The sequence below is a fragment of the Yersinia hibernica genome (assembly GCF_004124235.1).
Classification (GTDB): Bacteria; Pseudomonadota; Gammaproteobacteria; order Enterobacterales; family Enterobacteriaceae; genus Yersinia; species Yersinia hibernica.
In genome coordinates this window covers 3,771,764-3,794,600 of sequence record NZ_CP032487.1, presented here as the reverse complement: position 1 = coordinate 3,794,600, position 22,837 = coordinate 3,771,764, and the positions used below count along the sequence as shown (strand labels likewise).

Here is a 22,837-nt window from a genome sequence, read left to right as displayed (position 1 = left end):
ACTGTCGCCTCTCATGTTGAATGTGGGGTATTTGACCGACAGATATGAGGAGAAGCGGAAGTTGCGTCTTATGATTAATGGTCATAACTAACCACTTTAAAGATGGCTACTAAAGTTGTGGCGATTCAATATGCATTAACATACTCTATAAAGTTGAGCATCATAATTTGTTAGCAAAACACTATAAAAAAAATTAACTAAGAGTTAAAATGCAAATGCTAAAAAACATAATACTTCATGGGGTTATAATGGATAATAAGATTCCAAATCAATTAATAGAAGCCATAGTAGATAATAAATTAATAATTTTCGTAGGTGCAGGCTTATCATTCTCCTCCGGATTGCCAACATGGAAAAAAATTGTTCTTGATACATTGAACAGTCCAAATGTTGAAAAAGGATCTGCTTTTAAAGATGCGCTCGAAGTTGGAATCCTTTCTCCATTAGAAGTATTGGATAAAATTAAAGAGAAGAACAAAAGAGATGTATACATTAATTTCGAAAAAGCTGTATCAGAAAAAAAATTAGCGCCAATTTATAATAAATTAAGTAAATTGAGTAAAAAATTTATCACTACAAATTACGATTACTTAATTGAGTATAATACTGGTATCTATAAAGTTGATACCTCAAGTAATTATAATCTTCAAAAGTTAGATCAGGAAGATTCTTTTGTTTTAAAAATACATGGTTGTGCAAGTGCGATAGATAATGCCATAATATTCACATCTGATTATGATACTTTATATAAAGGGTCCTCAACTGGAGGTTTGGCAAATTTTCAGTTGAACAAGATTTTATCTACACACAGTTGTTTATTCATCGGATATAGTCTTAGTGATAGTTATCTCGTCGAACTATTTGACTCCCTGAATAAAATGTATAATGGCATTGGTCGTGAGCATTTCATTATTACCACTGAAGATGTGAATCATGATTTTGTTGAAACTATAAAACTTGGGAGTTACAAATTATTTCCTGAGTACATCGACTCTTTGATTGCAATAATAGAAGAAAAGAATACGGTAAGTAATAATACTGACCCCAATTTGCATTCTAACACTACTGAATTATCATCACATGATGATGAAGGCTTTCAGTTGACGCTGGGTCATGATACTCCTCCAGTGATTGAGAACTGGGCTGGTAGAGTTGATGAATTAAATGCATTAAAATTGTCGCATAAGGCCTGTTTTATAACAGGAATAGGTGGTCAAGGTAAATCAGCCTTAGCATCTAAATTTTTAACAGATGTTGACCGTAATGAGTATGTTTATTGTGACTGGAGGGATTTTAAAGAAGAAGAATTAAATTTCCAAACAAAGTTATATCAGCTAATAGAGTTAGTTTCTAACAACCAAATCAAAGTTAATTCACTTATTGGCCTAGAAACGGATCTTTTGGTCGATAAGTTTTTCAATTTGCTAGGCACGAGGAAAGGAATATTTGTTTTTGATAATATAGATAAATATATTGATTTGCAGAGTTTCACGCCAACTGGTGATATGAAGAAGTTTTTCGACTATGTTCTTTCTTCACCACATAACTCGAGATTTATTTTTACGTGCCGCCCATTTATACATTTCGCTGGGGTAGGTTCCTATCAAATACGTTTGGAGGGATTGAAATTAACTGAAGTTGCAGAGTTGATATCAAAATATCATAAAAATATTAAAAGCAATGAACTAAGTCATTTAGCTTATAGACTATACCAGAACACTCAAGGGCATCCGTTATGGATGGGGTTGATATTAGCTCAGTCGCGAGTTAACTTTAATCAAATAGATGTGGTTTTAGGGAAAATTGAAAAAAGAGATTTATCTAAAGATGATACTAACTTCTCCACAATAGTTTCTGCCACCGTACTTGAAGATTTATGGGATGGTTTAAAGGAGAGGGAAAAGATAATCCTTCGAACTTTATCTATATGTAACATTGCGGAATCCCAAGAAGAGTTATCTAAGATTGTAGCTAAGAAAATTAATTACAATCAATTCTCAAAAGGTTTGCGATCTCTAAAATCATTAAATTTAATAGTTGAAAAAGAAGGTGAGGGGTATTTAGAATTACATCCCCTTGTTAGGGAATTTATCAAGGGTAAATACGATACACGAGACCAAGAAAGTTATATTGCTCTTTATATGAGTTATCTTGATGGCTATATCGTTCTCTTAAAAAATAAATTCGGAAAAGTATTGCCTCATGATGATATTGATTTTTTAATAAAGAAAGTTGAAGTGCTAATTAGTGCAGGACGATTGCAAAATGCTGTCGATGAAATAAGACTAACATGTGATTCACTTCTGATATCAGGTTATTGCGAAGAATTCTTAAGACTATGTGATCTAGTTATGGATAGAGTCTCATGGACGCATAGCTTTATTACCAAAATACTTGGCTTTCATGAATTTATGGACACGTTTTTCACCAGATCTGCTGAGTTCGGTCGTTATGATATTTTTGACAAGTATATCGAAAAATATTTATCCGTTTTTCAGGTCGCAGATTCAAATCAAATTCTTATCAAATCGTCAAAGTGTCATAGATATTGGGTTGAAGGAGATTTCGATAAGTCGATAACTTTTGGAAAAAGTGCTGCAGACCTTATAGACCTTCTGGGGCAAAAAGATAGTTGGTCAGGAAAACATCGATACCACCTTGCCTTAAGGGATTCAGGTATTGAATCTAACATATTGATAGCTCTTGATTATTTTTGTGAAGGAAAGTCTCTAGACGAGCTAACTAATGATGATATTGATATGACTTTTTCTACTCATTATGGAAACATCGGGAAATGCTATCTATTACTAAAAGAGTATAAAAAGGCTTTGAAATTAGTTTGCAAGTCTTATCAGACTTTTATAAATGGTAATTTAAGTTATCATGATTTGCATAATATCGGATATGCCTCGAAGTGGCTAAGTGATATTTTCACTGTAACAATGCCAAACAACCCTGCAAACCTTTACTTCCTTTTATATGCAAGAAATGCCTGGAAAAATGACATGCCTAGTGAGGCCAATAAAATATCTCACACAATATCTTCATTCCCAGCTAATGCTGCCAATCAATCCATAATTAGCCTGGAATCTTGGCAAATAGAAAAATTCTGTAACGATATGGTTTCAACTATCTTGAACAACAAAAATTAGGCTCATAGGGCAAACAGAGCGCATTAATAAAGCGCTCCGTTTTTTACAATTTTTAATCATTATGAATTTAAATAATACGCACTCCAATTCAACCAATGTCGAGGCACAAGAATACACGGAGGTTCAAGGTTTAGAGGCGGTGCGGCTACCGTCAGGCACTCCTTCGTGAAGTCGTCCATGCAAGTCAGGCACTTGATCCTGCGACCGCTTGTTAGCGCGTCCATGACGAAATCCATCGACCAGGTCAGATTGAGGGCTGTCGGGCGGAGCAGCGGCAGACGTTCTTTTGCTAGCCCTTTACGACGTCTTCTGCGTTTTACGTCCAGGCCACTGAGATGATAAAGGCGGTACACGCGCTTGTGATTAACATGAAGCCCTTCGCGGCGCAGCAACTGCCATATGCGGTGGTATCGACATCAGCATGTACAGTCAGGGTTTTACTGGCTTCACTCCATTCGGGACCTTTCCTGTTATCGCCTCCATCGATTGACCTTCTGACGAAACCGTTCTGAGAGCGTTATGCATGCATTTTCCTCACGCCATCCGGCGATAAATCCCTCACTCCAGAGAGCCATGCGATCACAAATACTCAGTATGTCATTGTCATGCGCGGCGGCTTCTTCCCCCTCGCAGACGTTTCGACAGGCGCGTTCGGTGGCCATCATGAGTTTCCAGGACAGCATGTCAGCACCTCCGGTCTTTTTTGCGGATAATCAGGACACCGCAGTACAGGGAAGGGGAATACCAACGCCATTCTTTCAGCAGCGTTTCAAGCTGCAAACCTGACCGTTCTGCACGGCTGACTGGCCTGCTCAGCGCGTGGTACCGGTATTGTTTGGCGGGAAAGTGTCGTAACAACCGGGCTGTGCGCCGGGAACTGAGAAGGTGTGATGACAGGATAATCGTGTACTCGGGTTGTGCCAGCCCGGCGCTGAGTGTGTCTGTTAATGCCCGCCAATACCGGTTGATATCCCTGAGGCCCGGCTGACCGGTGGAGAGCCAGGGGTTTAGGTGCAGCCAGGTCCTGTGCTGTTTTTTCATTAGGACAAACGGGGGCTTTCTGAATAACAGCATGCACCGTGATAACGGCTTGAGCAATGCAGGCGTAAAAAACAGGGTGCCCAGCATAACCAGTCTGTCCGGGCTGAGGGTCCCCTTTGTCATGGTGGTAGTGATAACGACGCAGATAAAAAACCAGCCGACCACAATGAGGGCCAGGCAGGCGGTGTCTGATTTCATGTGTGTGCTTTCCCGGTGACAAGAAAAACCACATTTATGCACATCCCTTTATTCCTGACCTGCAGAAACTCTTCCTGCAGTTTCTAAAAATAAAGATCAAGGGATTAATGCAGATAATGAATAAAGAGTTCCCGCTTGCCAGGACAGTGGCAAAGCATAGCGTAATGCCCCTTTACTGATGATTGGCAGGGGGGACGTCAATGCTAAAGTGGATTGCAGGCAAGTTACATAACCAGGTAAAGGGGGCTTCGGCTCAGGGCGCGGAGGTGCTGGATCACCGCAGCACTGGCGGCTGGTTTTCACCGCAAAGCGCTGAAATACTTCTTGGCACGTCGGCCCGACAGCAGGCGCTGCAACAGCTGTGGGACAACAGTCCTTTCTCGAGGCCTGTTTGGGAAGCGTTCTGGCTGGAGCCTGTTAAGCAACTGGCGGTCAGACTCCAGCAATTACCGGCATCATCCACGGGTCCCTATGCCCGTGAGGGGGGCATGCTGGATGAGGCGCTGGAGGTGGCCGTTTGCGCCGTCAGATTATCCCGGGGATGGATGCTGCCACCGGGAGCTGCCCCGGAAGAACAGGCTGAGCAGGGTGCTGCGTGGTGTACGGCGATTTTTTGGTCAGCACTGCTGCATGACCTGGGCAGTCTTGAACAAATGGCGGTGTTTCATGAAGACGGTCGCCGGTGGTATGCGGGGCTCGAGGTACCGGATGCGCCCTGGCGGGTCAGATTTTGTGAGCAGACCACGAATTCAACAGTGAGGGCTGCCGCATCGGCTTATCGCCTACTACCTTATGAGGGCTTACGGTGGGCAGCCCGCTGGCCGGCACTGACGGACGCGTTACTGGGTTACCTGTCGGGTGATAAACCTGCGGGTGCCATTCTTCATGCTGCTGTGAGCGAGGCCCGCGAAAAATGCGGGCTGCTTTCACTGCGCACATCTCTACAACCTTCACTCAAATTGGTAGCAGAAAATACGGAACCTTTACGCGGGAGCGCGCCTCAAGACTTTGCCGAACATCCCTCAATTGAATCTGCTGTCAGTCCCATTGTTTCTGCTGTAACCGATGATAATAAGACTCAGTTGCTGGGCGGTGAGGCTGTCATTTCGGTCATGCCAGAGCTGGTTTCTGCCATCAGCCAGTCCGGGATGAGTGATGAGGATGCTGAACCGGGGGAGGTGTCGCAACATGGTGGCGGTACGCCGGGGGAGTTGCTGACGTTGCTGGATAAAATGACCGGTGGGGGACTCGTGGATGAGGCCTGTCCTGCTGATGGTCTTCCGGTGGCGGTACCGGTGCAGCCTGCTCCTGCCGGGCCGCTCACACTGGGGGAACATTTCTGGCGTTGGCTGATTGATGCTATTGAGGAGGGCGCTTTAAGTGTGAATGGGCAGGACAGCCTGCTGCATGCTATGGCGCAGTACGTCTTTATTCAGACACCGGATTGTTTTTACCGGTACCTGGCCGCGCAGGAAAATATGGCGGGAGATAAAGATGAGACCCAAAAAAGCTTTGAAGCACTGAATAAGCATTATTCGAGGAGTGGTAAGGGGATATATATCTACAGGAAATATGAGAGTGAGAGCAGGGAAGGGCGATTTACCCGAATGTCAGGCTATATGATTTTGGCCTCACAACTCTTTAAACCAGGTGTCGTGCTCGCAGACAGCCGGTGGTTGTCACCCAATAAATAGCATTAGGGCTTATTTAATTAAGTAATAGGGAGAATGAAATGGATTCAACTAATTATGACGATATTCTGCAGGATTATTTTTTCAGCAAAACATTGAGGCCCGCTACAGAGTGGAGTTACAGGAAGGTTGTTAATTCATTCAGACGTTACACAGGCGATAAGGTTTCACCTGGTCAGGTCAACAGGCTGACCGTATTAAACTGGCGGCGGCATGTCTTAAGTGAACAGGGACTGTCATCGATAACATGGAATAACAAAGTGGCTCATATGCGTGCAATTTATAATCATGCGCTGCTGCAAGAATTTATTTCCCTAAAAGACAATCCCTTTAATGGCGTGATTGCCAGACCCGATATTAAACGGAAAAAAACGCTCACTCAGACAGAGATAAAAAAAATCTATTTGCTGCTGGAAGCGAGGGAAAGAGAGGAAAGCTTAGGTGTGATTGGAAAGTTTCGCTCAGCTCTGCGACCAGCCTGGTTCTGGCTCAGTGTGGTAGATACGCTTCGCTACACGGGAATGAGACAGAATCAGCTGCTCAATATTCGTCTTGAGGATGTGCATCTAGAGGGGGGATGGATAAATTTACGGCCGGAAGCCTCAAAAAATCACCGGGAACACCGGGTACCTATAACCCGATTACTGCGGCCAAGACTGGAACGGCTAGTTTTGTCTGCCACAGAGCGTGGTGCTACGCACGGTGATATGTTGTTTAACGCAAGCCGGTTTGATGGGCGAAAAAATATCTTAACAGATGTGATGGCTTATCAACCCCTGCGCGGTTTTTTCCGCCGGCTCTCAACGGAGTGTCAGTGCACCATCACTCCACACCGTTTCCGACATACCATTGCTACTGACATGATGAAATCCCCGGACCGTAACCTGAAAGTGGTTCAAACACTGTTGGGACATTCAAGTGTGGCTGTGACGCTGGAGTATGTTGAAGGCAATATGGACAGTTTACGTATAGCGTTAGAGGAGGTTTTTGGCGGACAAGATTAATCTTAAGTCAAATCTAAGTGATTGAAAGCAAAAAAATGCTGCTTTCCTTTACATAAGATTGACACTACCGGTCAGAAACTGTAAGAATTCTTATCGGAAGGACGAGAAAAGCCAGAGAGTGGTCTAAACACTCTCCGGCTTCTTAGTCCCGAGTGTTCAACAATCGATGCGATAAGTATATTTATCACACGACGCTGTTTCGGGTACTTATGTCATGCCCGTTAAGGATCTCAACTCTTAACGAACAGGCTCTGAAATTGGTGCCCGGACTCGGAATCGAACCAAGGACACGGGGATTTTCAATCCCCTGCTCTACCGACTGAGCTATCCGGGCAACGGGGCGCATTAAACCGTATTGGCACCAAATCGTCAATGAGTTTCTCATATATTGGCGATCGGTTGCTCTCTTTTTATGCGAAAATAGCTAAAAAAATAGTGGGTTGATGATTTTTTCATCACTAACACCTATTTCATCTGCTTGATATATAGATTTTTTATTTTTCAGTTCGTTAAAAAACAATAGCTTAGATATTCATAAAATATGCATTTTTATTGAGTAACAAAGATTGAATCACCCCTTAAAACATGCAATTATTGCGCGAATTTAACGTTAGTATTCATTTCGCTAGTCCATACTATTTTGAGAATTTAAGCAGGGGGCGGTTATGGCAGTTTTACACGATTTAATGCATATTCAACGCCTCAGGTGCCACTTCCTCTGTTTCACTTCTGTTAAGTCTCTTATCCCTTCCATGCGGTAAGGCTATGTGTTGCTCACTGTTAGACATTATTAAAGATAGAGCCAACCCTCTGATTTTACTGATGTCTATTGGTCGATGCTGAGACCAATTTATTCACCATTCGGGCTTTTACTTCTGCCAGAATAAGTGTGCTTTATAGATATCAACTTGCCGGCATCACATAAGTTTCTCAATGTGGTGTCATCTATATGCCAAAGTGGCAGCCTCATACCTGACCGTTTGAGAGTAAGTGACATGACACAGTTAAAAATAGCAACAAGTGCTCGTCTGGCTTCTTATGTAGAAAGCCAGCGGGGAGTGGTATACCTCAATCAAACCGATTTTACCGATGTTGCCGCCGTGGTGATGTCGGTTGAAGATGCGAATGCCGGTATATTGTCAAAGCTTCACGATTTGGGCTTTGCAATGCCTATTTTTGTTGCTGTCATGGCAGAACAGACGGTTTCTGCGGATTATTTACCTCTTATTAAAGGCGTCATCACACTCGGTGAGGCAAATAAAGCGTTTTACAATGCTCAGGTAGAAGTCGCCGCCAGTGAATATCAAAAAAATCTGCTACCACCTTTTTTCTCAACATTAAAGAAATATGTTGAGATGAACAATTCAACCTTTGCGTGCCCAGGGCACCAAGGCGGTGAGTTTTTCCGTAAACATCCCGCGGGTCGTCAATTTTTTGAATTCTATGGTGAGACGATTTTTCGTTCAGATATGTGTAATGCTGATGTCAAACTGGGTGATTTGCTTATCCACGAAGGTGCGGCAAAAGATGCACAAAAATATGCGGCGCAGGTGTTTAACGCGGATAAAACCTATTTTGTGCTGAATGGCACTTCGGCGGCCAATAAAGTGGTCACTAATGCCTTATTGACTCGTGGTGATTTGGTATTGTTCGATCGCAATAACCATAAATCCAACCACCATGGAGCGCTGATTCAAGCAGGGGCAACGCCCATTTATTTAGAAACTGCCCGTAACCCATTTGGTTTTATTGGCGGTATTGATGCGCACTGTTTCGATGAGCGCTATTTACGTCAGCAATTGAATGAGGTTGCTCCCGAACGTGCTGATGATGTTCGGCCGTTCAGATTAGCTATTATTCAATTAGGCACTTATGACGGTACGGTCTATAACGCACGTCAGGTGGTGGATAGTATTGGTCATTTGTGTGATTACATTTTGTTTGATTCGGCGTGGGTAGGCTACGAGCAATTTATTCCAATGATGAAAGATTTCTCGCCACTGTTACTGGAATTAAACGAAAACGACCCTGGGATTATTGTGACTCAGTCGGTGCATAAGCAGCAGGCAGGGTTTTCCCAAACCTCACAAGTGCATAAAAAAGATAATCACATCAAAGGGCAAAAACGCCACTGTAATCATAAGCGTTTTAACAATGCATTTATGTTGCATGCATCAACCAGCCCGTTTTATCCCTTATTCGCAGCACTAGATGTGAATGCCAAAATACATTCCGGTGAGAGTGGTCGCCGCATGTGGATGGATTGTGTAAAGCTCGGTATTGATACCCGTAAGTTATTATTAGAGCGCTGCTCACTATTACGGCCATTTATTCCACCGACGGTTGGTGGTAAGAATTGGCAGGATTACGACACGGATATTATTGCCAATGATGCGCGTTTCTTTAATTTTGTACCTGATGAAAGTTGGCATGGATTTACAGGCTATAACCAAGATCAGTATCTGGTTGATCCTTGTAAACTGCTGCTGACCACCCCGGGCATTGACGCCAGTAGTGGCCAATATAGCCAGTTTGGTGTGCCTGCAGCAATATTGGCTACTTTCTTGCGTGAAAATGGTATTGTGCCGGAAAAATGTGATCTCAACTCAATTCTATTTCTGCTCACTCCAGCCGAAAACCCAGCCAAGATGGCACATCTGGTTGAAATGTTGGTACAGTTTGAGCGCTATATTGAGCAAGATGCATTGTTGTGTGATGTATTACCGACGATATATCGCAAGAATGAAACGCGCTATCGTGGTTATACGCTGCGTCAGTTATGTCAGGAGATGCATGACTTGTATGTCAGCTATGATGTTAAACAGCTGCAAAAAGAGATGTTCCGCAAAGCCAGTTTCCCCCAGATCGTGATGAATCCGCAGGATGCCAATATCCAGTTTGTTCGCGATAATATTGAGTTGATCCCTATTGCTGAAGCTGAGGGACGTATTGCTGCTGAAGGTGCATTACCTTACCCTCCGGGCGTATTGTGTGTTGTGCCGGGTGAAATATGGGGAGGGGCAGTGCAGCGTTATTTCTTGGCGCTGGAAGAGGGCATCAATTTATTGCCGGGTTTTTCACCCGAATTACAGGGTGTTTATATTGAAAAAGGCGATGTGGAATGGCGGCGTATTTTTGGTTATGTCATTACTCAATGATCTGAGCATTGGAGACAGCCGATAATGATGTCGGCTGTCTGATGTGGGAGGATTAGTAACCGAAATAGCGCACCAGTAAAACAGTACCTGAAATCAGTAATAAGATATTTATTATTCTAATCAGTTGTTCTCGGCTGATTCCTAAGCTGATTTTATTCGCAATTGCCAATCCGACTAACATCCCCGGTGCCAACAGCAAGACCAACCATAAAATCGACAAATCCATATAGACGCCAGCCAGAGCAAATAAAATCACTCTGGTGAGAGTGCTCAGACCGATAAGTGTTGTTTGTGTAATTCGTAAATTGTCTTTACTGACTATCCGCCCGGATAAGTAAATAGCGTAGATGAACCCGCCACTACCAAATAATGCACTAAAGATGCCGCCGATGAGGCCGAAAGGAATCGCGGCGATGGGTTTGAATTGCCCCTGCGGTTTACGTCGGCTGAGAGAATATATCGCATATAAAATAACAAACATGCCCAGTGCCAATAGCAAAATATCTGGGCGGGTGCGTAGCAATACTGTTGCGCCAATGAGGCTCCCTATAATCATCAAGGGCACCAGCCGCTTAAGTTCAGCTATATCCGCATGGCGGCTATGACGTGCCACATTGGTAATCGCAGCAAACATATCGACAATGGCCAGCAATGGGACAATTTTAGCGACGGGAATAAATAGTGCTAAAACTGGGCTGGCAATTAAGGCCGAACCAAAGCCGGTGATGCCAAAAATAATATAGGCGATGACCATGGTGGAGAAGATTGCCATCATTTCGAAAGCGGTAAGCCCAAAGTCCATTTGTTCAGTCTGCCCGTGGTGGGGAGTAGAGGAGTGCATAATACTATAAACGTATTATTGAGAATGGTTGCTATTCAAGTATGCACATTTATTAGCTGATCACAATTTTAGGCATAAAAAATGGCACAGTGAACTGTGCCATTTATATCCCTCATATTTGAAGTTACAGCGGTGTTAACGGCGGCGGTAGCTCTTCTGTGCGCTATTCACTTTCACTAAATAACGGCGAGATTCACCGGATGGGTGTTTAGTGGTTAGTGTTTGGAATACATCGCCTGGCGCCATATTATTAATAATATTCACAGCCTGATTTTTATCACTGGAGAAGACCCGCAGTACGCTGCCTGCTCCGCCATTATAGGAGGTAATAACGGCATAACGCCGCGAAGTGGTATTTTGAATACCGCCTAAATAGGTGTTTTGCAAGATAGCCAGATAAGCTGTACCTGCATCGATATTATTTGCAGGATCAAATAGATAGCTTCGGCTCGGTTGACCACTCTTACCTTTCATTTTGAACACGTCGCGCCCAGCTGTATGCTGAACAACCTGCATCAGACCCAATGCATCCGAGCCACTTACGGCATATGGGTTGAAACTCGATTCTGTCTGCATAATTGCCAGAATTAATGATTCTTCAACGCCATATCTTTCAGCCGATTGCCGTACCAGCGGCAGATATTTATGAGCACGTTTATCCAGATGGTTAGGAACTAATTGCAAGGTTACCGACCAGATAACATGCAAACCAGACGTGCGTTTTTGCATTTTAGTTTGCAGTAAATAGTCGGCAAAATGCGCAGCACGCCATTCCCAACGAATAGCTTGGCCATTATTATCGAGTACTTGCCCATAGAGGAATGGCTCTTTACTGATCTGGATATCGTTAGCATCAGAATAGAGATCGATAGAGCCAGGATCATCGCCCATTAATAAGGTGGTAATGATCGCCTGACGTAAGTGAGCCGCCGGATCGTTCGTGGCAATGGTTTCAACCGTAATAGTACCGGCATCAAAGTTGATGTGGCTGCGGGTTTGATATTGATCGGTATATTTAACATAATCTTTTGGGCCCGCGATTAAGACTTCTTTTAATCCCCAAATATTTTCAATGTTATGGGCAAACTGGCCCATTAAAATCTCAAAACCATTAGTGTCTTTGATAAAGGCTTCGTTTTCTGCCTGATTTTTATTGCCCGAGCAAGACACTAACAAAGGTGCAATTACCAGCAAAGCTAAAATTTTCTTCATCTTACAAGCCATATATTGATGAAAAATATCCCCGTCATACTTCAAGTTGCCAGCCTGCTTACAATTTGAATGAGTTAGGAGATAACAGTGGGGTCAATAGACCCCAAGTGGTTACTGGCTCGGAGGCGTGTAACCTTCAATATGAACATCCTGTCCTTCAAACAGGAAATTGACCATTTCCTGTTCCAGCAATTTGCGGTCTTCTACATTCATCATGCTGAGCTTTTTCTCATTAATCAGCATGGTTTGTTTAGTTATCCATTGTGACCAGGCTTCTTTTGATATTTCGTTATAGATGCGTTTGCCGATTTCACCCGGATATAACTGAAAATCTTGCCCTTCAGCATCCTTCTTTAAAAACGTGCAAAAAATCGTTCTGCTCATGCTAAATCCTCTGTTATGGCGACATAGCCAAATAAAACTATTTGGCTAGAAGTTGGTGTTGCCCGTTATTGTTTTGCTAACTCTGTTTTTGCCAACATATGCAATAAGCGCTCAACTGGGGCTGCCAATCCTACCGATGGTGGCTGTGCTAAGTTATACCAGAGACCCGCCCCATCATCCATGCATCCACGTCCTGATGCAGTATCCAGCCACATGGGAACAATATCCAGATGGAAGTGGCTGAAGGTATGACGAAAAGCAGTCAATTGCTGCAACTTACTGCTAGCCAGGCCACGCTGTTGCAACCAACTGTCTAGGTTTTCTTGTTCCGCAAATTGTGGAAAACAAAACAACCCGCCCCATAACCCCACGGGAGGCCGCTGTTCGAGCCACACTTGGGCACCGTTTTGCAGCAACAGAAAATAGGCTGTTTTTTCCGGTATTGTCTGCTTGGGTTTTTTACCCGGGTAGCGTGTCCAACTGTGGTTAGCATAAGCCAGACATCCCATATTCAGTGGGCAAAGCTCGCATTTGGGTTTTGAGCGGGTGCAAGCTATCGCGCCCAAGTCCATCATCGCCTGATTAAACTGGCCAACTCCCTTGGCCGGAGTAACATCTTCACTGATTTGCCACAGCCGTCCTTCGACCTCTTTTTTACCCGGCCATCCTTCAACGGCATAGCAACGGGCGAGAACTCGCTTAACATTCCCATCTAAAATCGGAAAATGTTGCCCTAATGAGAGCGATAAAATAGCACCAGCAGTAGAGCGGCCGATACCGGGTAGCGCGAGTATCTCGTCAAAAGTTGTGGGGAATTCCCCCTGATGGCGTTCAACCACTACTTGAGCGGCTTTATGCAGGTTTCTGGCGCGGGCGTAGTAACCGAGCCCAGTCCATAAATGCAACACTTCGTCCAACGGGGCAGCAGCCAACGCACGGATATCAGGGAAGTGCTGCATAAAACGCTGGAAATAAGGAATGACAGTCGCAACCTGTGTCTGTTGCAACATCACTTCCGACAACCAGACCTGATAAGGTGTTTTATCCAATTGCCATGGCAATGTTTTGCGGCCAAAGCGTTGGTACCACTCAAGTACCACGTGCGCGAATTGTTGCGCTTGCATCATAAGCAGGTATCGATATCCAGCAGAGAAATAAGTTAGGGCTGGATTGCAGCATAGAGTTATCACACTGTAAACCCCCCTTCATCCTTGACGCGACTGCGGTGTTAGCTACGTTCCCGCACCCAAATCACTTACTTATTGTAAGCTCATTGGGATTTGTTCACTTGCTGCCTTGCTGTAAAGCCAATGATTTTGGGGGGAATCTTGACCCTTGACGCGACTGCGGTGTTAGCAGCATTCAATTAGCCAGTTTGGGTTATTTACAGCTTAATTTTGTACTTATAGCCGTCAGAGTTGATAAACTGGCGTATCTTTGCATAATGCGCGTTCGTATGCGCAACTAACAGACAGAAAGCACCATGATAAATGATGTCATATCTCCGGAATTTGATGAAAACGGTCGAGCCATGCGCCGTATTCGTAGTTTTGTCCGCCGTCAGGGGCGGCTGACCAAAGGCCAGCAACTGGCGCTCGATAACTATTGGCCGGTGATGGGCGTAGAATATCAGCCAACCCCTATTGATTTAACGGCCTTGTTTGGCCGTGAAGCCCCTGTGGTATTGGAAATAGGCTTTGGTATGGGCACTTCGCTGGTGACTATGGCCGCTAGTAATCCACAGCAAAATTTCTTGGGGATAGAAGTTCACTCTCCCGGTGTGGGGGCCTGCTTGGGTTCAGCGCATGACGCGGGCCTGAATAACCTGCGGGTTATGTGCCATGACGCGGTTGAAGTGCTGGAAAATATGATCCCGGATGCATCCCTGGACATGGTTCAGTTGTTTTTCCCTGACCCATGGCACAAAGCACGCCATAACAAACGTCGTATCGTCCAAGTGCCTTTTGTCGAGTTAGTCAAAAGTAAATTAAAAGTGGGTGGCGTGTTTCATATGGCGACCGACTGGCAGCATTATGCAGAACATATGCTAGAAGTGATGTCCGGTGCCAGCGGGTATCGTAACCTTTCAGAACAGAATGATTATGTTCCCCGCCCAGACTCGCGCCCGCTGACAAAATTTGAATTACGTGGCCAGCGTTTGGGACATGGTGTTTGGGATTTGATGTTTGAGAGGACAGAATAACGGCTGTGTGATGAAAGCTAAGGTGTGTGGTTACGCGGTGCCGGGCTGAGTTAACTGTTATTGGCGACCCGCGCCTGCAGAAAATCGATAAACACACGCACTTTCTCCGGCACTCGTCGCGTATTTGGATACAGCGCGTAAATACTCTGGTTTGGGAACTGGTGGTCAGGCAATAATACTGAAAGTTCGCCGCGCTCTAGGGCTGGGCGAACCAACCAGTCCGGCAACAGCGCCACTCCGGAGCCTTGCAGCGCAAAAGCGAGTAGTGCAGTAGCGCTATCCGCCATGATTACCGGGGGGCTTTCCACCTTAAATAACACTGGCCCCTGTTCAGGCGTCATCACTTGCCAGCTTAGCGGTGCGCTAAGTCGACTGTGGGCAAGCCAGGCAGCCTGTGCTAATTGGGCCAGGTTCTTTATTGGGTGCTCAGCCAGCCACTCGGGCGCAGCCACAGGCAAAATAGCGAAACTGTCGATGGGGGCGGCGCGCAGGCTGGAATCAGCAAGCTGACCCAGGCGAATGGCGATGTCAAAACGCTCGGCAATCAAATCAGCATGATAAGAAGACGAAACATACTGGATTCGCAGTTGCGGGTGTTGGCGAGAAAACGCCGCCAGTGCGGGCACGACAACCAACGCACCGAACTCCGACGTGCTGGTAATACGTAATATGCCGCTCAGTCCGGCGTGGTCCTGCTGCACGCTTTCCAGCATATTCTCCGCTTCTTCCAGCAGCCGCAGGCAGCGCGGATAAAATCGTTCTCCGGTATCAGTCAGCGACAGCCGCCGGGTGTTGCGCACGAGTAGCGAAACGCCAAGGTCGATTTCAAGCTGTTTGATATTAAAACTGACAACAGCCTTGGTCAGCCCAAGGGCGGTGGCGGCCGCGGTGAAACTTCCGGCTTCTACTACAGCGGCGAAGATCATCAGGCGTTGCAGATTTAGCATGAGTCATGTCTTATACTGTCAAAATAATTTTGACAGTATAATGCTTCGGCGGTGACTTATCCCGTAGTTTAGATGCCGCTACACTTGTGACCTCTAACCGGAGGTTTCATGTCCTATCGCAACAAAGTTTCCGCTGTCTATCTGCTAGGTTTTTTCGTCGATTTAATCAATATGTTTATCGCTAACGTGGCTTATCCCGCCATTGCTCATGGGCTGAGCGCGTCGGTTAGCGAACTTGCCTGGGTGAGCAATAGCTATATTCTCGGGCTAACACTTGTTATCCCTCTGAGTGCCTGGCTGGCCCAGCGCGTCGGCGAGCGCCAAGTGTTGTTGCTGTCACTTGGCTTGTTTTTGTTGGCGACGCTCGGCGCAGGCAGCTCACAGTCTATCGGCCAATTGATCGGTTGGCGGGCCATTCAGGGGCTGGGCGGCGGGCTGCTGATTCCAGTAGGGCAAACGCTGGCTTATCAGCTCTACCGTCCCCACGAACGCGCCAGACTCACTGCGGCCATCATGGTGGTCGGTCTTTTGGCTCCGGCCCTTTCCCCTGCGCTGGGTGGATTGATAGTGGAGAGTCTTAGTTGGCGCTGGGTCTTTTTCGCTAATCTGCCGCTGGCTTTGCTCGCTCTGATACTCGCCGCAGTTTGGCTGCGTAAAGAACCACTTATCGCCTCCCACACTAAACTCGACTTCATCGGTTTACTGAGTAGCTGTGGGGCATTGTTGCTGATATTGCTCGGTTTAACGTACCTTGCCGAGAACAGCAAGCTGTTATCAGGTATGACTCTGCTCACCGGCGGTCTGCTGCTGTTTGCTGGTTATGTTCGCCACAGCCTGCGCCACCATCAACCGCTGCTTAATCTGCGCCTGGTTCAGGAGCCTCTCTTTCGTTATGCGATGATAATTTATCAGTGCATTCCGGGAATGTTTATCGGAGTGAGTCTGGTCACGATGCTCTGGCTGCAAAATCAGCTGGGCATGCGCGCGATACTCGTCGGCAGCCTGATGATTCCATGGTCGATTGCATCTCTGCTGGCCATCACTGTTACCGGTAAGCAGTTCAACCGTATTGGCCCGCGTCCGCTACTGATTGTGGGATGTCTGCTTCAGGGATTGGGGATATTGCTACTGACCCGGATCCACAGCGCGGAGCAGTTTTCTTTACTGCTGGCAGCCTTTGCTATGATGGGGTTGGGCGGTAGTTTATGCAGCAGTACCGCTCAGAGCAGCGCATTTCTGGCGGTGAACAATACACAGCTTGCGCAGGCCAGCGCGTTATGGAACATCAACCGTCAGTTAAGTTTCTGCCTGGGGGTCGCCATCATGAGCCTGCTGCTCAATAAGCTGCTAGAGGTGTTGCCCGCCGCCAGTGCTTACGCGGGCTGTTTTTACTTCGCCGCCGCCAGTACGCTGATACCCGCCGTGCTATGTCTGCGTTTTAATAATCACGCTATCGTGCGTCAACTCAACGCACAACAGGAATCAATATGAACCCGTTTGTTAACGAAGTCATTACCGCCCATGTCGCCATTGAGCACTGGCTGGGAAAAGGTGAAGGCGATATCCAAGCCTTGCTGGCACACTTTGCTCCAACGTTTTCCATGGTAACCATCGGCGGTGCCAAGTTGGGCTTTGCCGAGCTGAGTGCCTTTTTTCAAGGACAAAAAGCGGGAAAACAAGGGTTGAAAATTGAATTAAGCCATATTGAAACCGTGGCACAGTGGCCTGAAGGTGCGGTCATTAGCTACAGTGAAAAGCAAAGTTTGCCCGGGCAGCCAGCCACCGTGCGCCATTCCACCGTGGTGTTCCGTCTCAGCGACCGCGGGCTGCTTTGGCAGCATCTGCATGAAACCTCAAGTGAGTGAGGATAAGCTAGGCGCATGCTGCTCGTATCTGCTAAACTCGTGATATTGATAAGCTACTGAAAATCAGATGGTTATTAAAGTGTAGGTTAAAATTAAGATTTTAGTTAAGACACTCAAAAATACCATTAAAATCAAATAGGATATTATAATGGCTAAGAATCGCAGTCGCCGTTTACGCAAAAAAATGCATATCGACGAGTTTCAGGAGTTAGGTTTTTCTGTACAGTGGACCTTCCCTGAAGGTACCGATGTTGATGTGATTGATAAAACTGTCGATGCATTTATCGATGAAGTCATTGAAGCAAATGGGCTGGCATTTGATGGCAGCGGCTATTTGCAGTGGGAAGGCCTGATTTGCCTGCAAGAGATTGGTCATTGCACTGATGAGCACCGTGCGCTGGTGACGAAATGGCTGGAAGATCGTAAATTGAAAAATGTAGAAACCACAGAGCTGTTTGATATCTGGTGGGATTGATCTTCCGTTTTAGCGGTAGATAATCAATAAGGGCGCCTAAGCAGGCGCCTTTGTTTTTATTAGTTGCAGTTAGCGGAAACGGTTACCGAAGAGTTATTGGGAGCATTGTTGTGACAGCAGCTTTAGATAATGCCTTGCTGGAGGATATCTTGCAGCAGGTTCGCCCGCTGATTGGTCAGGGGAAAGTGGCTGATTATATTCCGGCACTCGCCGAAGTGTCGGCTGACAAATTGGCCATCGCGGTCTGTATGCTGGATGGCACGATATATCAGGCGGGGGATGCCGATGAGCGCTTTTCTATCCAATCGATTTCAAAAGTGTTAAGCCTGACTCTGGCACTATCCCGTTATGGTGAACAGGATGTCTGGCAGCGGGTTGGCAAAGAGCCATCGGGCCAACCGTTTAACTCACTGGTACAGTTGGAGTTAGAACAGGGAAAACCGCGCAATCCCTTTATTAATCCTGGGGCATTGGTGGTGTGCGATATGCTGCAAAGCCGCCTCAGTGCGCCCAAACAACGGATGCTAGAAGTGGTGCGCCAACTCGTGAATGATGACAGCATTAGCTATGATTCTCGTGTGGCACGATCGGAATTTGAGCATTCAGACCGTAATGCGGCAATCGCCTATCTGATGAAGTCTTTCGGTAATTTCCACAATGATGTGCTGACGGTGCTTCAGACCTATTTTCACTATTGCGCCATGCGCCTGAGTTGTGTCGAGCTGGCCCGCTGCTTTGTGTATCTGGCAAATCAGGGACGCAGTATTAGCGGACATGAATCGTTGCTTACCCCGATGCAAGCACGGCAAATCAATGCTCTGATGATTACCAGTGGTATGTATGATGGAGCCGGTGAATTTGCCTTTCGCGTCGGTATGCCAGGTAAATCGGGGGTCGGTGGTGGGATTATTGCCATTGTGCCCGAGGAGTTATGTATTGCAGTTTGGTCACCTGAATTAGACCCCGCGGGGAACTCTCTTGCCGGAACTGCTGCCTTAGAGCTACTGGCACAGCGGATTGGCCGCTCTATTTTTTAGGACAGCTCCCCTTCAGGCCCTAAGTAAATTCTGGCAGGGTAGGGGTTAGCAGGTTATAAATAGCGATAGCGCCATAGAAATATTACATGGCACAGCTTTTCAGGAGTCTTATGTTACTTAAAATGAAAGCATTACGAGCGGCAGGTCTGGCGGTATTGATGCTGACCACTTGGCAGGCGCAAGCGAATTACCAGTGCAGTGTCAAACCGCAGGATGATGTCATTATCAGCCCACAATCTGTGCAAGTGGTGGGTGCCAGCGGTAATTTACAGATCTCGCCCGATGGTGATATCACCCGTAATGGCAAGATATTAACTTTGAGCGATGCACAGCGCCAACAGGCTTTTCGCTATCAGACCGCCTTGCGCAAGGACCTACCTTGGATAGACAATGGCGCACAGCAACGTCTGGAAAAAGCACGGATTTCACTGGATAAAGTGATTGTTCAGCAGCTGGGCAGCAGCAGTAATGTCCGCAACCGCCTGACGACCCTTAATGACCAGCTTAAGCAACAAATGAGCCGAATTATCGAGAAACGCAGTGACGGGTTAACTTTCCATCATCAAGCTATTGATCAGGTTGAAAAAGATGGTCGCCAGATTGTGCAACAAAGCATGGGCGGCGTGCTGCAAGACAGTTTGAATGAGATGGGGGTTAAGCAGGCAACCAGTGGTAGTGGCGGCAATAACCCTTTGCAAGCCATTATGGGCAATCTCGGCGGCTTACAGCAAGCTATCCAAAATGAATGGAACAATCAGGAACAGGATTTTCAGCAGTTCGGGCGCGAGGTCTGTGGGCGGGTGACGGCCTTGGAACAGCAGCGTAAGGATTTACTGAAAGCATTAAATTAGTCTAATGCTGTGGTGATAACAGGTTCAGGTCTAAAAGAGTGCCTGAACCTGTTATTTTGCTTCTCAGATTTATAAAAACAGTTCTAACAGTGAGTTAAGGAATAATTTCCCTTTCTCGGTAATCTGCCAGTATTGCTCTGTTTCGACTAAATATCCTTTGGCTAATGCGGCATCTAACTGCGGGCGAATAGTGCTTTCAGCTAATCCGGTAAAATGGGTGAAATCCGCGCGCGGTGCCGCTTCTAGCAAACGAAAGCGGTTCATAAAGAACTCAAAAGGCCGGTCAGCGGCCTCCACTTCATATTGCTTATCCAGATATTTACCCTGCATAAAGCCACGGGGATGCTTAGTTTTTATGGTGCGTAAGATTCGCCCATCACGAAAAGTGATTTTACCGTGGGCACCGCAACCAATCCCCAGATAATCGCCAAAGCGCCAGTAGTTGATATTGTGCTGGCACTGGTAACCTGGTTTGGCATAGGCCGAGGTTTCATATTGCTGATATCCGGCGGCACTGAGTAACTGATGGCCTTGCTGGAAAATGTTCCACAGTGCGTCATCATCTGGCAGCTTGGGGGGGCGTGAGCTGAAACCGGTATTGGGCTCAATGGTCAGCTGGTACCAAGACAAATGCGGGGGATTCAATGCAATAGCCTGGCGCAAATCGTCCAGAGCTTCTTCCAGCGATTGATCCGGCAGGCCGTGCATTAAGTCCAGATTAAAACTGCGCAGTTGCAGTGACGTTGCCAGTTGTGCAGCCCGTTTAGCCTCTTCCGGTCCGTGGATACGCCCCAAGCGCGTTAATTTCTGGGCGCTAAAGCTTTGCACACCAATAGAAATGCGATTGATACCCGCGCGTTGATAGCCGCTAAAGCGCTCAGCTTCAACCGCGCCGGGGTTGGCTTCCATGGTTATTTCAGCCTCGATGGCCAGTGGCAACCGGGCGCGAACGCCATCGAGTAACTGTTGCATAGCTTCGGCGCTGAGCAAACTTGGCGTGCCGCCACCAATAAAAATAGTGCTTATCTCGCGGCCACTGACCAGCGCCACATCGGCATCAAGGTCGGCTAGCAAGTGCTCGACATATTCCTGATGGGGGACATCGCCTTTCAGTGCATGGGAATTAAAATCACAGTAAGGGCATTTCTGCACACACCAGGGAATGTGGATATAGAGACTGAGCGGCGGTAATTTAAGCATTGCGCAGAGCATCCAACATCAGTTTCAGTGCTTGACCACGATGGGAAACCGCCTGTTTTTCTTCGCGAGTCAGCTCTGCGGCGGTTTTACCCAGCTCCGGAACATAGAAAATGGGATCATAACCAAATCCCGCTGCACCGGCAGGTTGGTGAGCAATCACACCCGGCCATTGCCCATGGAATACCAGTGGGGTTGGGTCTGTTGCATGGCGCATGTAAACCAGCACACAGTGGAATTGAGCGCCGCGCTGCTCATCAGGAACATCTTTCAATGCAACCAGTAGCTGCTCAAGGTTTTGTTGATCACTGGCATCTGCACCCGCATAGCGCGCGGAATAAATCCCAGGAGCGCCAGCCAAAGCATCAACGGCTAAGCCGGAATCGTCAGCAATCGCGGGCAAACCGGTAGTTTGCGCCGCATGACGTGCTTTTAATAGGGCATTTTCGATAAAAGTTAAGCCAGTCTCTTCAGCAGATTCAACACCCAGCTCGGTTTGCGCGACGACATCCAAGCCAAAATCGGCCAATAAGTTGGCCAGTTCACGCACTTTGCCGGGGTTACCGGTGGCTAATACTATTTTTTGCATGGAGAGTCCTGAATTTTATTTGGGCTGATAATAAATCATCCAATTCTCGTGGGAAGTATTTATTAATCGAGCAGTGCCGCAATTTCGGGCGGGATCTGTTGCGGGTTAACAATTTTGATCTGCTTATGCCGCCCCAGTTCGCCCTTTTCGATAATCACTTGGCTTTTTGCGACCCGAAACTGTTTAGCGATAAACTTGACCAAATGGGCATTAGCTTGACCATCAACGGGTGGGGCGGTAATGGCGACTTTAAGTTCATCGCCATGTAAACCGACTATCTGATCACGGCTGGCTTTCGGCTGAATATAGAGCCTGAGAGCCAGCCCATCGAGCAAAGTGGTGACTGCACTCACAGCACAAACCAAAGCTCGCCGAGTAAATCCATACCTAAGTAATTGATCAGATACAGAATAAGAATGACCACCATTGCCGAGAAGTCGATACCGCCCATAGCAGGCAAAATGCGACGAATCGGTGCCATTAGGGGTTCAGTTAACTGATACAGCAGGTAGTCCATTGGGCTACGGCCCTGACTAACCCAACTCATCAGCGCACGAATAATCATCACCCAGAAAATCAGGTAACCGGCAGCTTTCACCAACGAAATAATACCAAACAGCAAGTTGTACAGGCTGAGTGACATCGAACCGCTCTGAATCAGCACCAGCAGGGGATACTTGATGGTCATCAGCAGGAATGCCAACAGCAGGGATGCGCTGTCGATAGGCCCCAGTGAGGGAATAACCCGCCGCAATGGGCCAACGATGGGTTGGGTTATTTTCACCACAAATTGTGAGAATGGGTTATAAAAATCGCTGTGAACCCACTGCATCCAGATGCGCAACAGCAGTACCATCACATACAGGTCAATGACCGTTTTGGCCAGAAAAGTCAGCGTTAGCATGAGTTGCTTTCGTCCTTATCCTTAATATTTTTTGGGTATACGTATAAATGAAAATGTATTCGCATACTTATAGACCCCTATCTTAACG

At 46.5% G+C, this 22,837-nt stretch carries 20 protein-coding genes, 1 tRNA gene and 1 pseudogene; 10 read left to right on the top strand and 12 right to left on the bottom strand.

The window, feature by feature from the left end:
• The first annotated feature begins 248 nt into the window (after positions 1-248).
• Positions 249-3,152, top strand: a complete 2,904-nt coding sequence (locus D5F51_RS17875; protein WP_129198200.1) for an SIR2 family protein — start codon at positions 249-251, stop codon at positions 3,150-3,152.
• A 146-nt stretch (positions 3,153-3,298) separates the two neighbouring features.
• Here D5F51_RS17875 and D5F51_RS17870 read toward each other — a convergent pair.
• Both D5F51_RS17870 and D5F51_RS17865 read right to left on the bottom strand, forming a co-directional pair.
• Positions 3,299-3,562 (bottom strand): annotated as a pseudogene (locus D5F51_RS17870) (IS3 family transposase); the annotation flags it as partial.
• Between the two features lie 274 nt (positions 3,563-3,836).
• Positions 3,837-4,391 carry a hypothetical protein gene (locus D5F51_RS17865; protein ID WP_245994816.1) on the bottom strand — a complete coding sequence of 185 codons (555 nt, stop codon included), beginning with the start codon at positions 4,389-4,391 and terminating at the stop codon, positions 3,837-3,839.
• Between the two features lie 200 nt (positions 4,392-4,591).
• Between D5F51_RS17865 and D5F51_RS17860 the strand changes: the two genes are divergently transcribed.
• Together D5F51_RS17860 and D5F51_RS17855 are read left to right on the top strand one after the other, a co-directional pair.
• Positions 4,592-6,085: a TraI domain-containing protein gene (locus D5F51_RS17860; protein ID WP_099462404.1), complete on the top strand. Its 1,494-nt coding sequence runs from the start codon at positions 4,592-4,594 to the stop codon at positions 6,083-6,085.
• A 38-nt stretch (positions 6,086-6,123) separates the two neighbouring features.
• Complete coding sequence (locus D5F51_RS17855) at positions 6,124-7,086, top strand: tyrosine-type recombinase/integrase (protein ID WP_099462406.1); 963 nt, start codon at positions 6,124-6,126, stop codon at positions 7,084-7,086.
• Between the two features lie 258 nt (positions 7,087-7,344).
• On the opposite strand, the gene D5F51_RS17850 is transcribed toward D5F51_RS17855, so the two are convergent.
• A tRNA-Phe gene (locus tag D5F51_RS17850) sits at positions 7,345-7,420 on the bottom strand.
• 661 nt (positions 7,421-8,081) lie between these two features.
• On the opposite strand from D5F51_RS17850, the gene speF reads away from it, so the two are divergent.
• Positions 8,082-10,244, top strand: coding sequence for an ornithine decarboxylase SpeF (gene speF, locus D5F51_RS17845; protein ID WP_129198198.1), 2,163 nt, complete (start codon positions 8,082-8,084; stop codon positions 10,242-10,244).
• 52 nt (positions 10,245-10,296) lie between these two features.
• On the opposite strand, the gene D5F51_RS17840 is transcribed toward speF, so the two are convergent.
• The 4 genes from D5F51_RS17840 to mutY all read right to left on the bottom strand — a co-directional run bounded on the left by D5F51_RS17840 (position 10,297) and on the right by mutY (position 13,808).
• Positions 10,297-11,046, bottom strand: a complete 750-nt coding sequence (locus D5F51_RS17840) for a sulfite exporter TauE/SafE family protein (protein WP_129198196.1) — start codon at positions 11,044-11,046, stop codon at positions 10,297-10,299.
• Between the two features lie 174 nt (positions 11,047-11,220).
• Positions 11,221-12,297 carry a membrane-bound lytic murein transglycosylase MltC gene (gene mltC / locus D5F51_RS17835; RefSeq protein WP_129198194.1) on the bottom strand — a complete coding sequence of 359 codons (1,077 nt, stop codon included), beginning with the start codon at positions 12,295-12,297 and terminating at the stop codon, positions 11,221-11,223.
• Between the two features lie 111 nt (positions 12,298-12,408).
• Positions 12,409-12,681: an oxidative damage protection protein gene (locus D5F51_RS17830; RefSeq protein ID WP_004391023.1), complete on the bottom strand. Its 273-nt coding sequence runs from the start codon at positions 12,679-12,681 to the stop codon at positions 12,409-12,411.
• A gap of 65 nt (positions 12,682-12,746) precedes the next feature.
• Complete coding sequence (gene mutY / locus D5F51_RS17825) at positions 12,747-13,808, bottom strand: A/G-specific adenine glycosylase (protein WP_162301778.1); 1,062 nt, start codon at positions 13,806-13,808, stop codon at positions 12,747-12,749.
• A gap of 356 nt (positions 13,809-14,164) precedes the next feature.
• On the opposite strand from mutY, the gene trmB reads away from it, so the two are divergent.
• Positions 14,165-14,884 carry a tRNA (guanosine(46)-N7)-methyltransferase TrmB gene (trmB, locus tag D5F51_RS17820; protein ID WP_129198192.1) on the top strand — a complete coding sequence of 240 codons (720 nt, stop codon included), beginning with the start codon at positions 14,165-14,167 and terminating at the stop codon, positions 14,882-14,884.
• 50 nt (positions 14,885-14,934) lie between these two features.
• On the opposite strand, the gene D5F51_RS17815 is transcribed toward trmB, so the two are convergent.
• Positions 14,935-15,831, bottom strand: a complete 897-nt coding sequence (locus D5F51_RS17815) for a LysR family transcriptional regulator (RefSeq protein ID WP_129198190.1) — start codon at positions 15,829-15,831, stop codon at positions 14,935-14,937.
• Positions 15,832-15,939: 108 nt separating this feature from the next.
• Between D5F51_RS17815 and D5F51_RS17810 the strand changes: the two genes are divergently transcribed.
• The 5 genes from D5F51_RS17810 to D5F51_RS17790 all read left to right on the top strand — a co-directional run bounded on the left by D5F51_RS17810 (position 15,940) and on the right by D5F51_RS17790 (position 20,059).
• Positions 15,940-17,322: an MFS transporter gene (locus D5F51_RS17810; protein ID WP_129198188.1), complete on the top strand. Its 1,383-nt coding sequence runs from the start codon at positions 15,940-15,942 to the stop codon at positions 17,320-17,322.
• Positions 17,319-17,696 (top strand): nuclear transport factor 2 family protein, encoded by a 378-nt coding sequence (locus tag D5F51_RS17805; protein ID WP_129198186.1) that lies wholly within the window; start codon positions 17,319-17,321, stop codon positions 17,694-17,696. Before D5F51_RS17810 ends, D5F51_RS17805 begins: the two co-directional genes overlap by 4 nt.
• Positions 17,697-17,844: 148 nt before the next feature.
• Complete coding sequence (locus D5F51_RS17800; protein ID WP_025377162.1) at positions 17,845-18,171, top strand: YggL family protein; 327 nt, start codon at positions 17,845-17,847, stop codon at positions 18,169-18,171.
• Between the two features lie 110 nt (positions 18,172-18,281).
• A complete protein-coding gene (gene glsB / locus D5F51_RS17795; protein ID WP_025377161.1) occupies positions 18,282-19,208 on the top strand; it encodes a glutaminase B in 927 nt (308 codons plus the stop codon).
• 110 nt (positions 19,209-19,318) lie between these two features.
• Complete coding sequence (locus tag D5F51_RS17790; RefSeq protein ID WP_129198184.1) at positions 19,319-20,059, top strand: YggN family protein; 741 nt, start codon at positions 19,319-19,321, stop codon at positions 20,057-20,059.
• Between the two features lie 69 nt (positions 20,060-20,128).
• Here the strand turns inward: D5F51_RS17790 and hemW are convergent, their stop codons facing one another.
• The 4 genes from hemW to D5F51_RS17770 all read right to left on the bottom strand — a co-directional run bounded on the left by hemW (position 20,129) and on the right by D5F51_RS17770 (position 22,749).
• Positions 20,129-21,259, bottom strand: a complete 1,131-nt coding sequence (gene hemW, locus D5F51_RS17785) for a radical SAM family heme chaperone HemW (RefSeq protein ID WP_129198182.1) — start codon at positions 21,257-21,259, stop codon at positions 20,129-20,131.
• Positions 21,252-21,845, bottom strand: coding sequence for an XTP/dITP diphosphatase (locus tag D5F51_RS17780; protein WP_025377158.1), 594 nt, complete (start codon positions 21,843-21,845; stop codon positions 21,252-21,254). Before D5F51_RS17780 ends, hemW begins: the two co-directional genes overlap by 8 nt.
• A 62-nt stretch (positions 21,846-21,907) precedes the next feature.
• Positions 21,908-22,198: a DUF167 family protein YggU gene (gene yggU, locus D5F51_RS17775; RefSeq protein WP_025377157.1), complete on the bottom strand. Its 291-nt coding sequence runs from the start codon at positions 22,196-22,198 to the stop codon at positions 21,908-21,910.
• Positions 22,195-22,749: a YggT family protein gene (locus D5F51_RS17770; protein WP_005157142.1), complete on the bottom strand. Its 555-nt coding sequence runs from the start codon at positions 22,747-22,749 to the stop codon at positions 22,195-22,197. Before D5F51_RS17770 ends, yggU begins: the two co-directional genes overlap by 4 nt.
• Positions 22,750-22,837 lie beyond the last annotated feature (88 nt).

Excerpts from the sequence above, each read along its gene's own strand:
- speF (WP_129198198.1), top strand. The coding sequence starts at position 8,082 with ATGACACAGTTAAAAATAGCAACAAGTGCTCGTCTGGCTTCTTATGTA.
- D5F51_RS17800 (WP_025377162.1), top strand. The coding sequence starts at position 17,845 with ATGGCTAAGAATCGCAGTCGCCGTTTACGCAAAAAAATGCATATCGAC.
- D5F51_RS17790 (WP_129198184.1), top strand. The coding sequence starts at position 19,319 with ATGTTACTTAAAATGAAAGCATTACGAGCGGCAGGTCTGGCGGTATTG.
- D5F51_RS17840 (WP_129198196.1), bottom strand. The coding sequence starts at position 11,046 with ATGGACTTTGGGCTTACCGCTTTCGAAATGATGGCAATCTTCTCCACC.
- trmB (WP_129198192.1), top strand. The coding sequence starts at position 14,165 with ATGATAAATGATGTCATATCTCCGGAATTTGATGAAAACGGTCGAGCC.
- mltC (WP_129198194.1), bottom strand. The coding sequence starts at position 12,297 with ATGAAGAAAATTTTAGCTTTGCTGGTAATTGCACCTTTGTTAGTGTCT.
- D5F51_RS17770 (WP_005157142.1), bottom strand. The coding sequence starts at position 22,749 with ATGCTAACGCTGACTTTTCTGGCCAAAACGGTCATTGACCTGTATGTG.
- D5F51_RS17830 (WP_004391023.1), bottom strand. The coding sequence starts at position 12,681 with ATGAGCAGAACGATTTTTTGCACGTTTTTAAAGAAGGATGCTGAAGGG.
- hemW (WP_129198182.1), bottom strand. The coding sequence starts at position 21,259 with ATGCTTAAATTACCGCCGCTCAGTCTCTATATCCACATTCCCTGGTGT.
- D5F51_RS17815 (WP_129198190.1), bottom strand. The coding sequence starts at position 15,831 with ATGCTAAATCTGCAACGCCTGATGATCTTCGCCGCTGTAGTAGAAGCC.
- D5F51_RS17805 (WP_129198186.1), top strand. The coding sequence starts at position 17,319 with ATGAACCCGTTTGTTAACGAAGTCATTACCGCCCATGTCGCCATTGAG.
- mutY (WP_162301778.1), bottom strand. The coding sequence starts at position 13,808 with ATGATGCAAGCGCAACAATTCGCGCACGTGGTACTTGAGTGGTACCAA.
- D5F51_RS17780 (WP_025377158.1), bottom strand. The coding sequence starts at position 21,845 with ATGCAAAAAATAGTATTAGCCACCGGTAACCCCGGCAAAGTGCGTGAA.
- D5F51_RS17855 (WP_099462406.1), top strand. The coding sequence starts at position 6,124 with ATGGATTCAACTAATTATGACGATATTCTGCAGGATTATTTTTTCAGC.
- D5F51_RS17860 (WP_099462404.1), top strand. The coding sequence starts at position 4,592 with ATGCTAAAGTGGATTGCAGGCAAGTTACATAACCAGGTAAAGGGGGCT.
- D5F51_RS17865 (WP_245994816.1), bottom strand. The coding sequence starts at position 4,391 with ATGAAATCAGACACCGCCTGCCTGGCCCTCATTGTGGTCGGCTGGTTT.
- D5F51_RS17875 (WP_129198200.1), top strand. The coding sequence starts at position 249 with ATGGATAATAAGATTCCAAATCAATTAATAGAAGCCATAGTAGATAAT.
- D5F51_RS17810 (WP_129198188.1), top strand. The coding sequence starts at position 15,940 with ATGTCCTATCGCAACAAAGTTTCCGCTGTCTATCTGCTAGGTTTTTTC.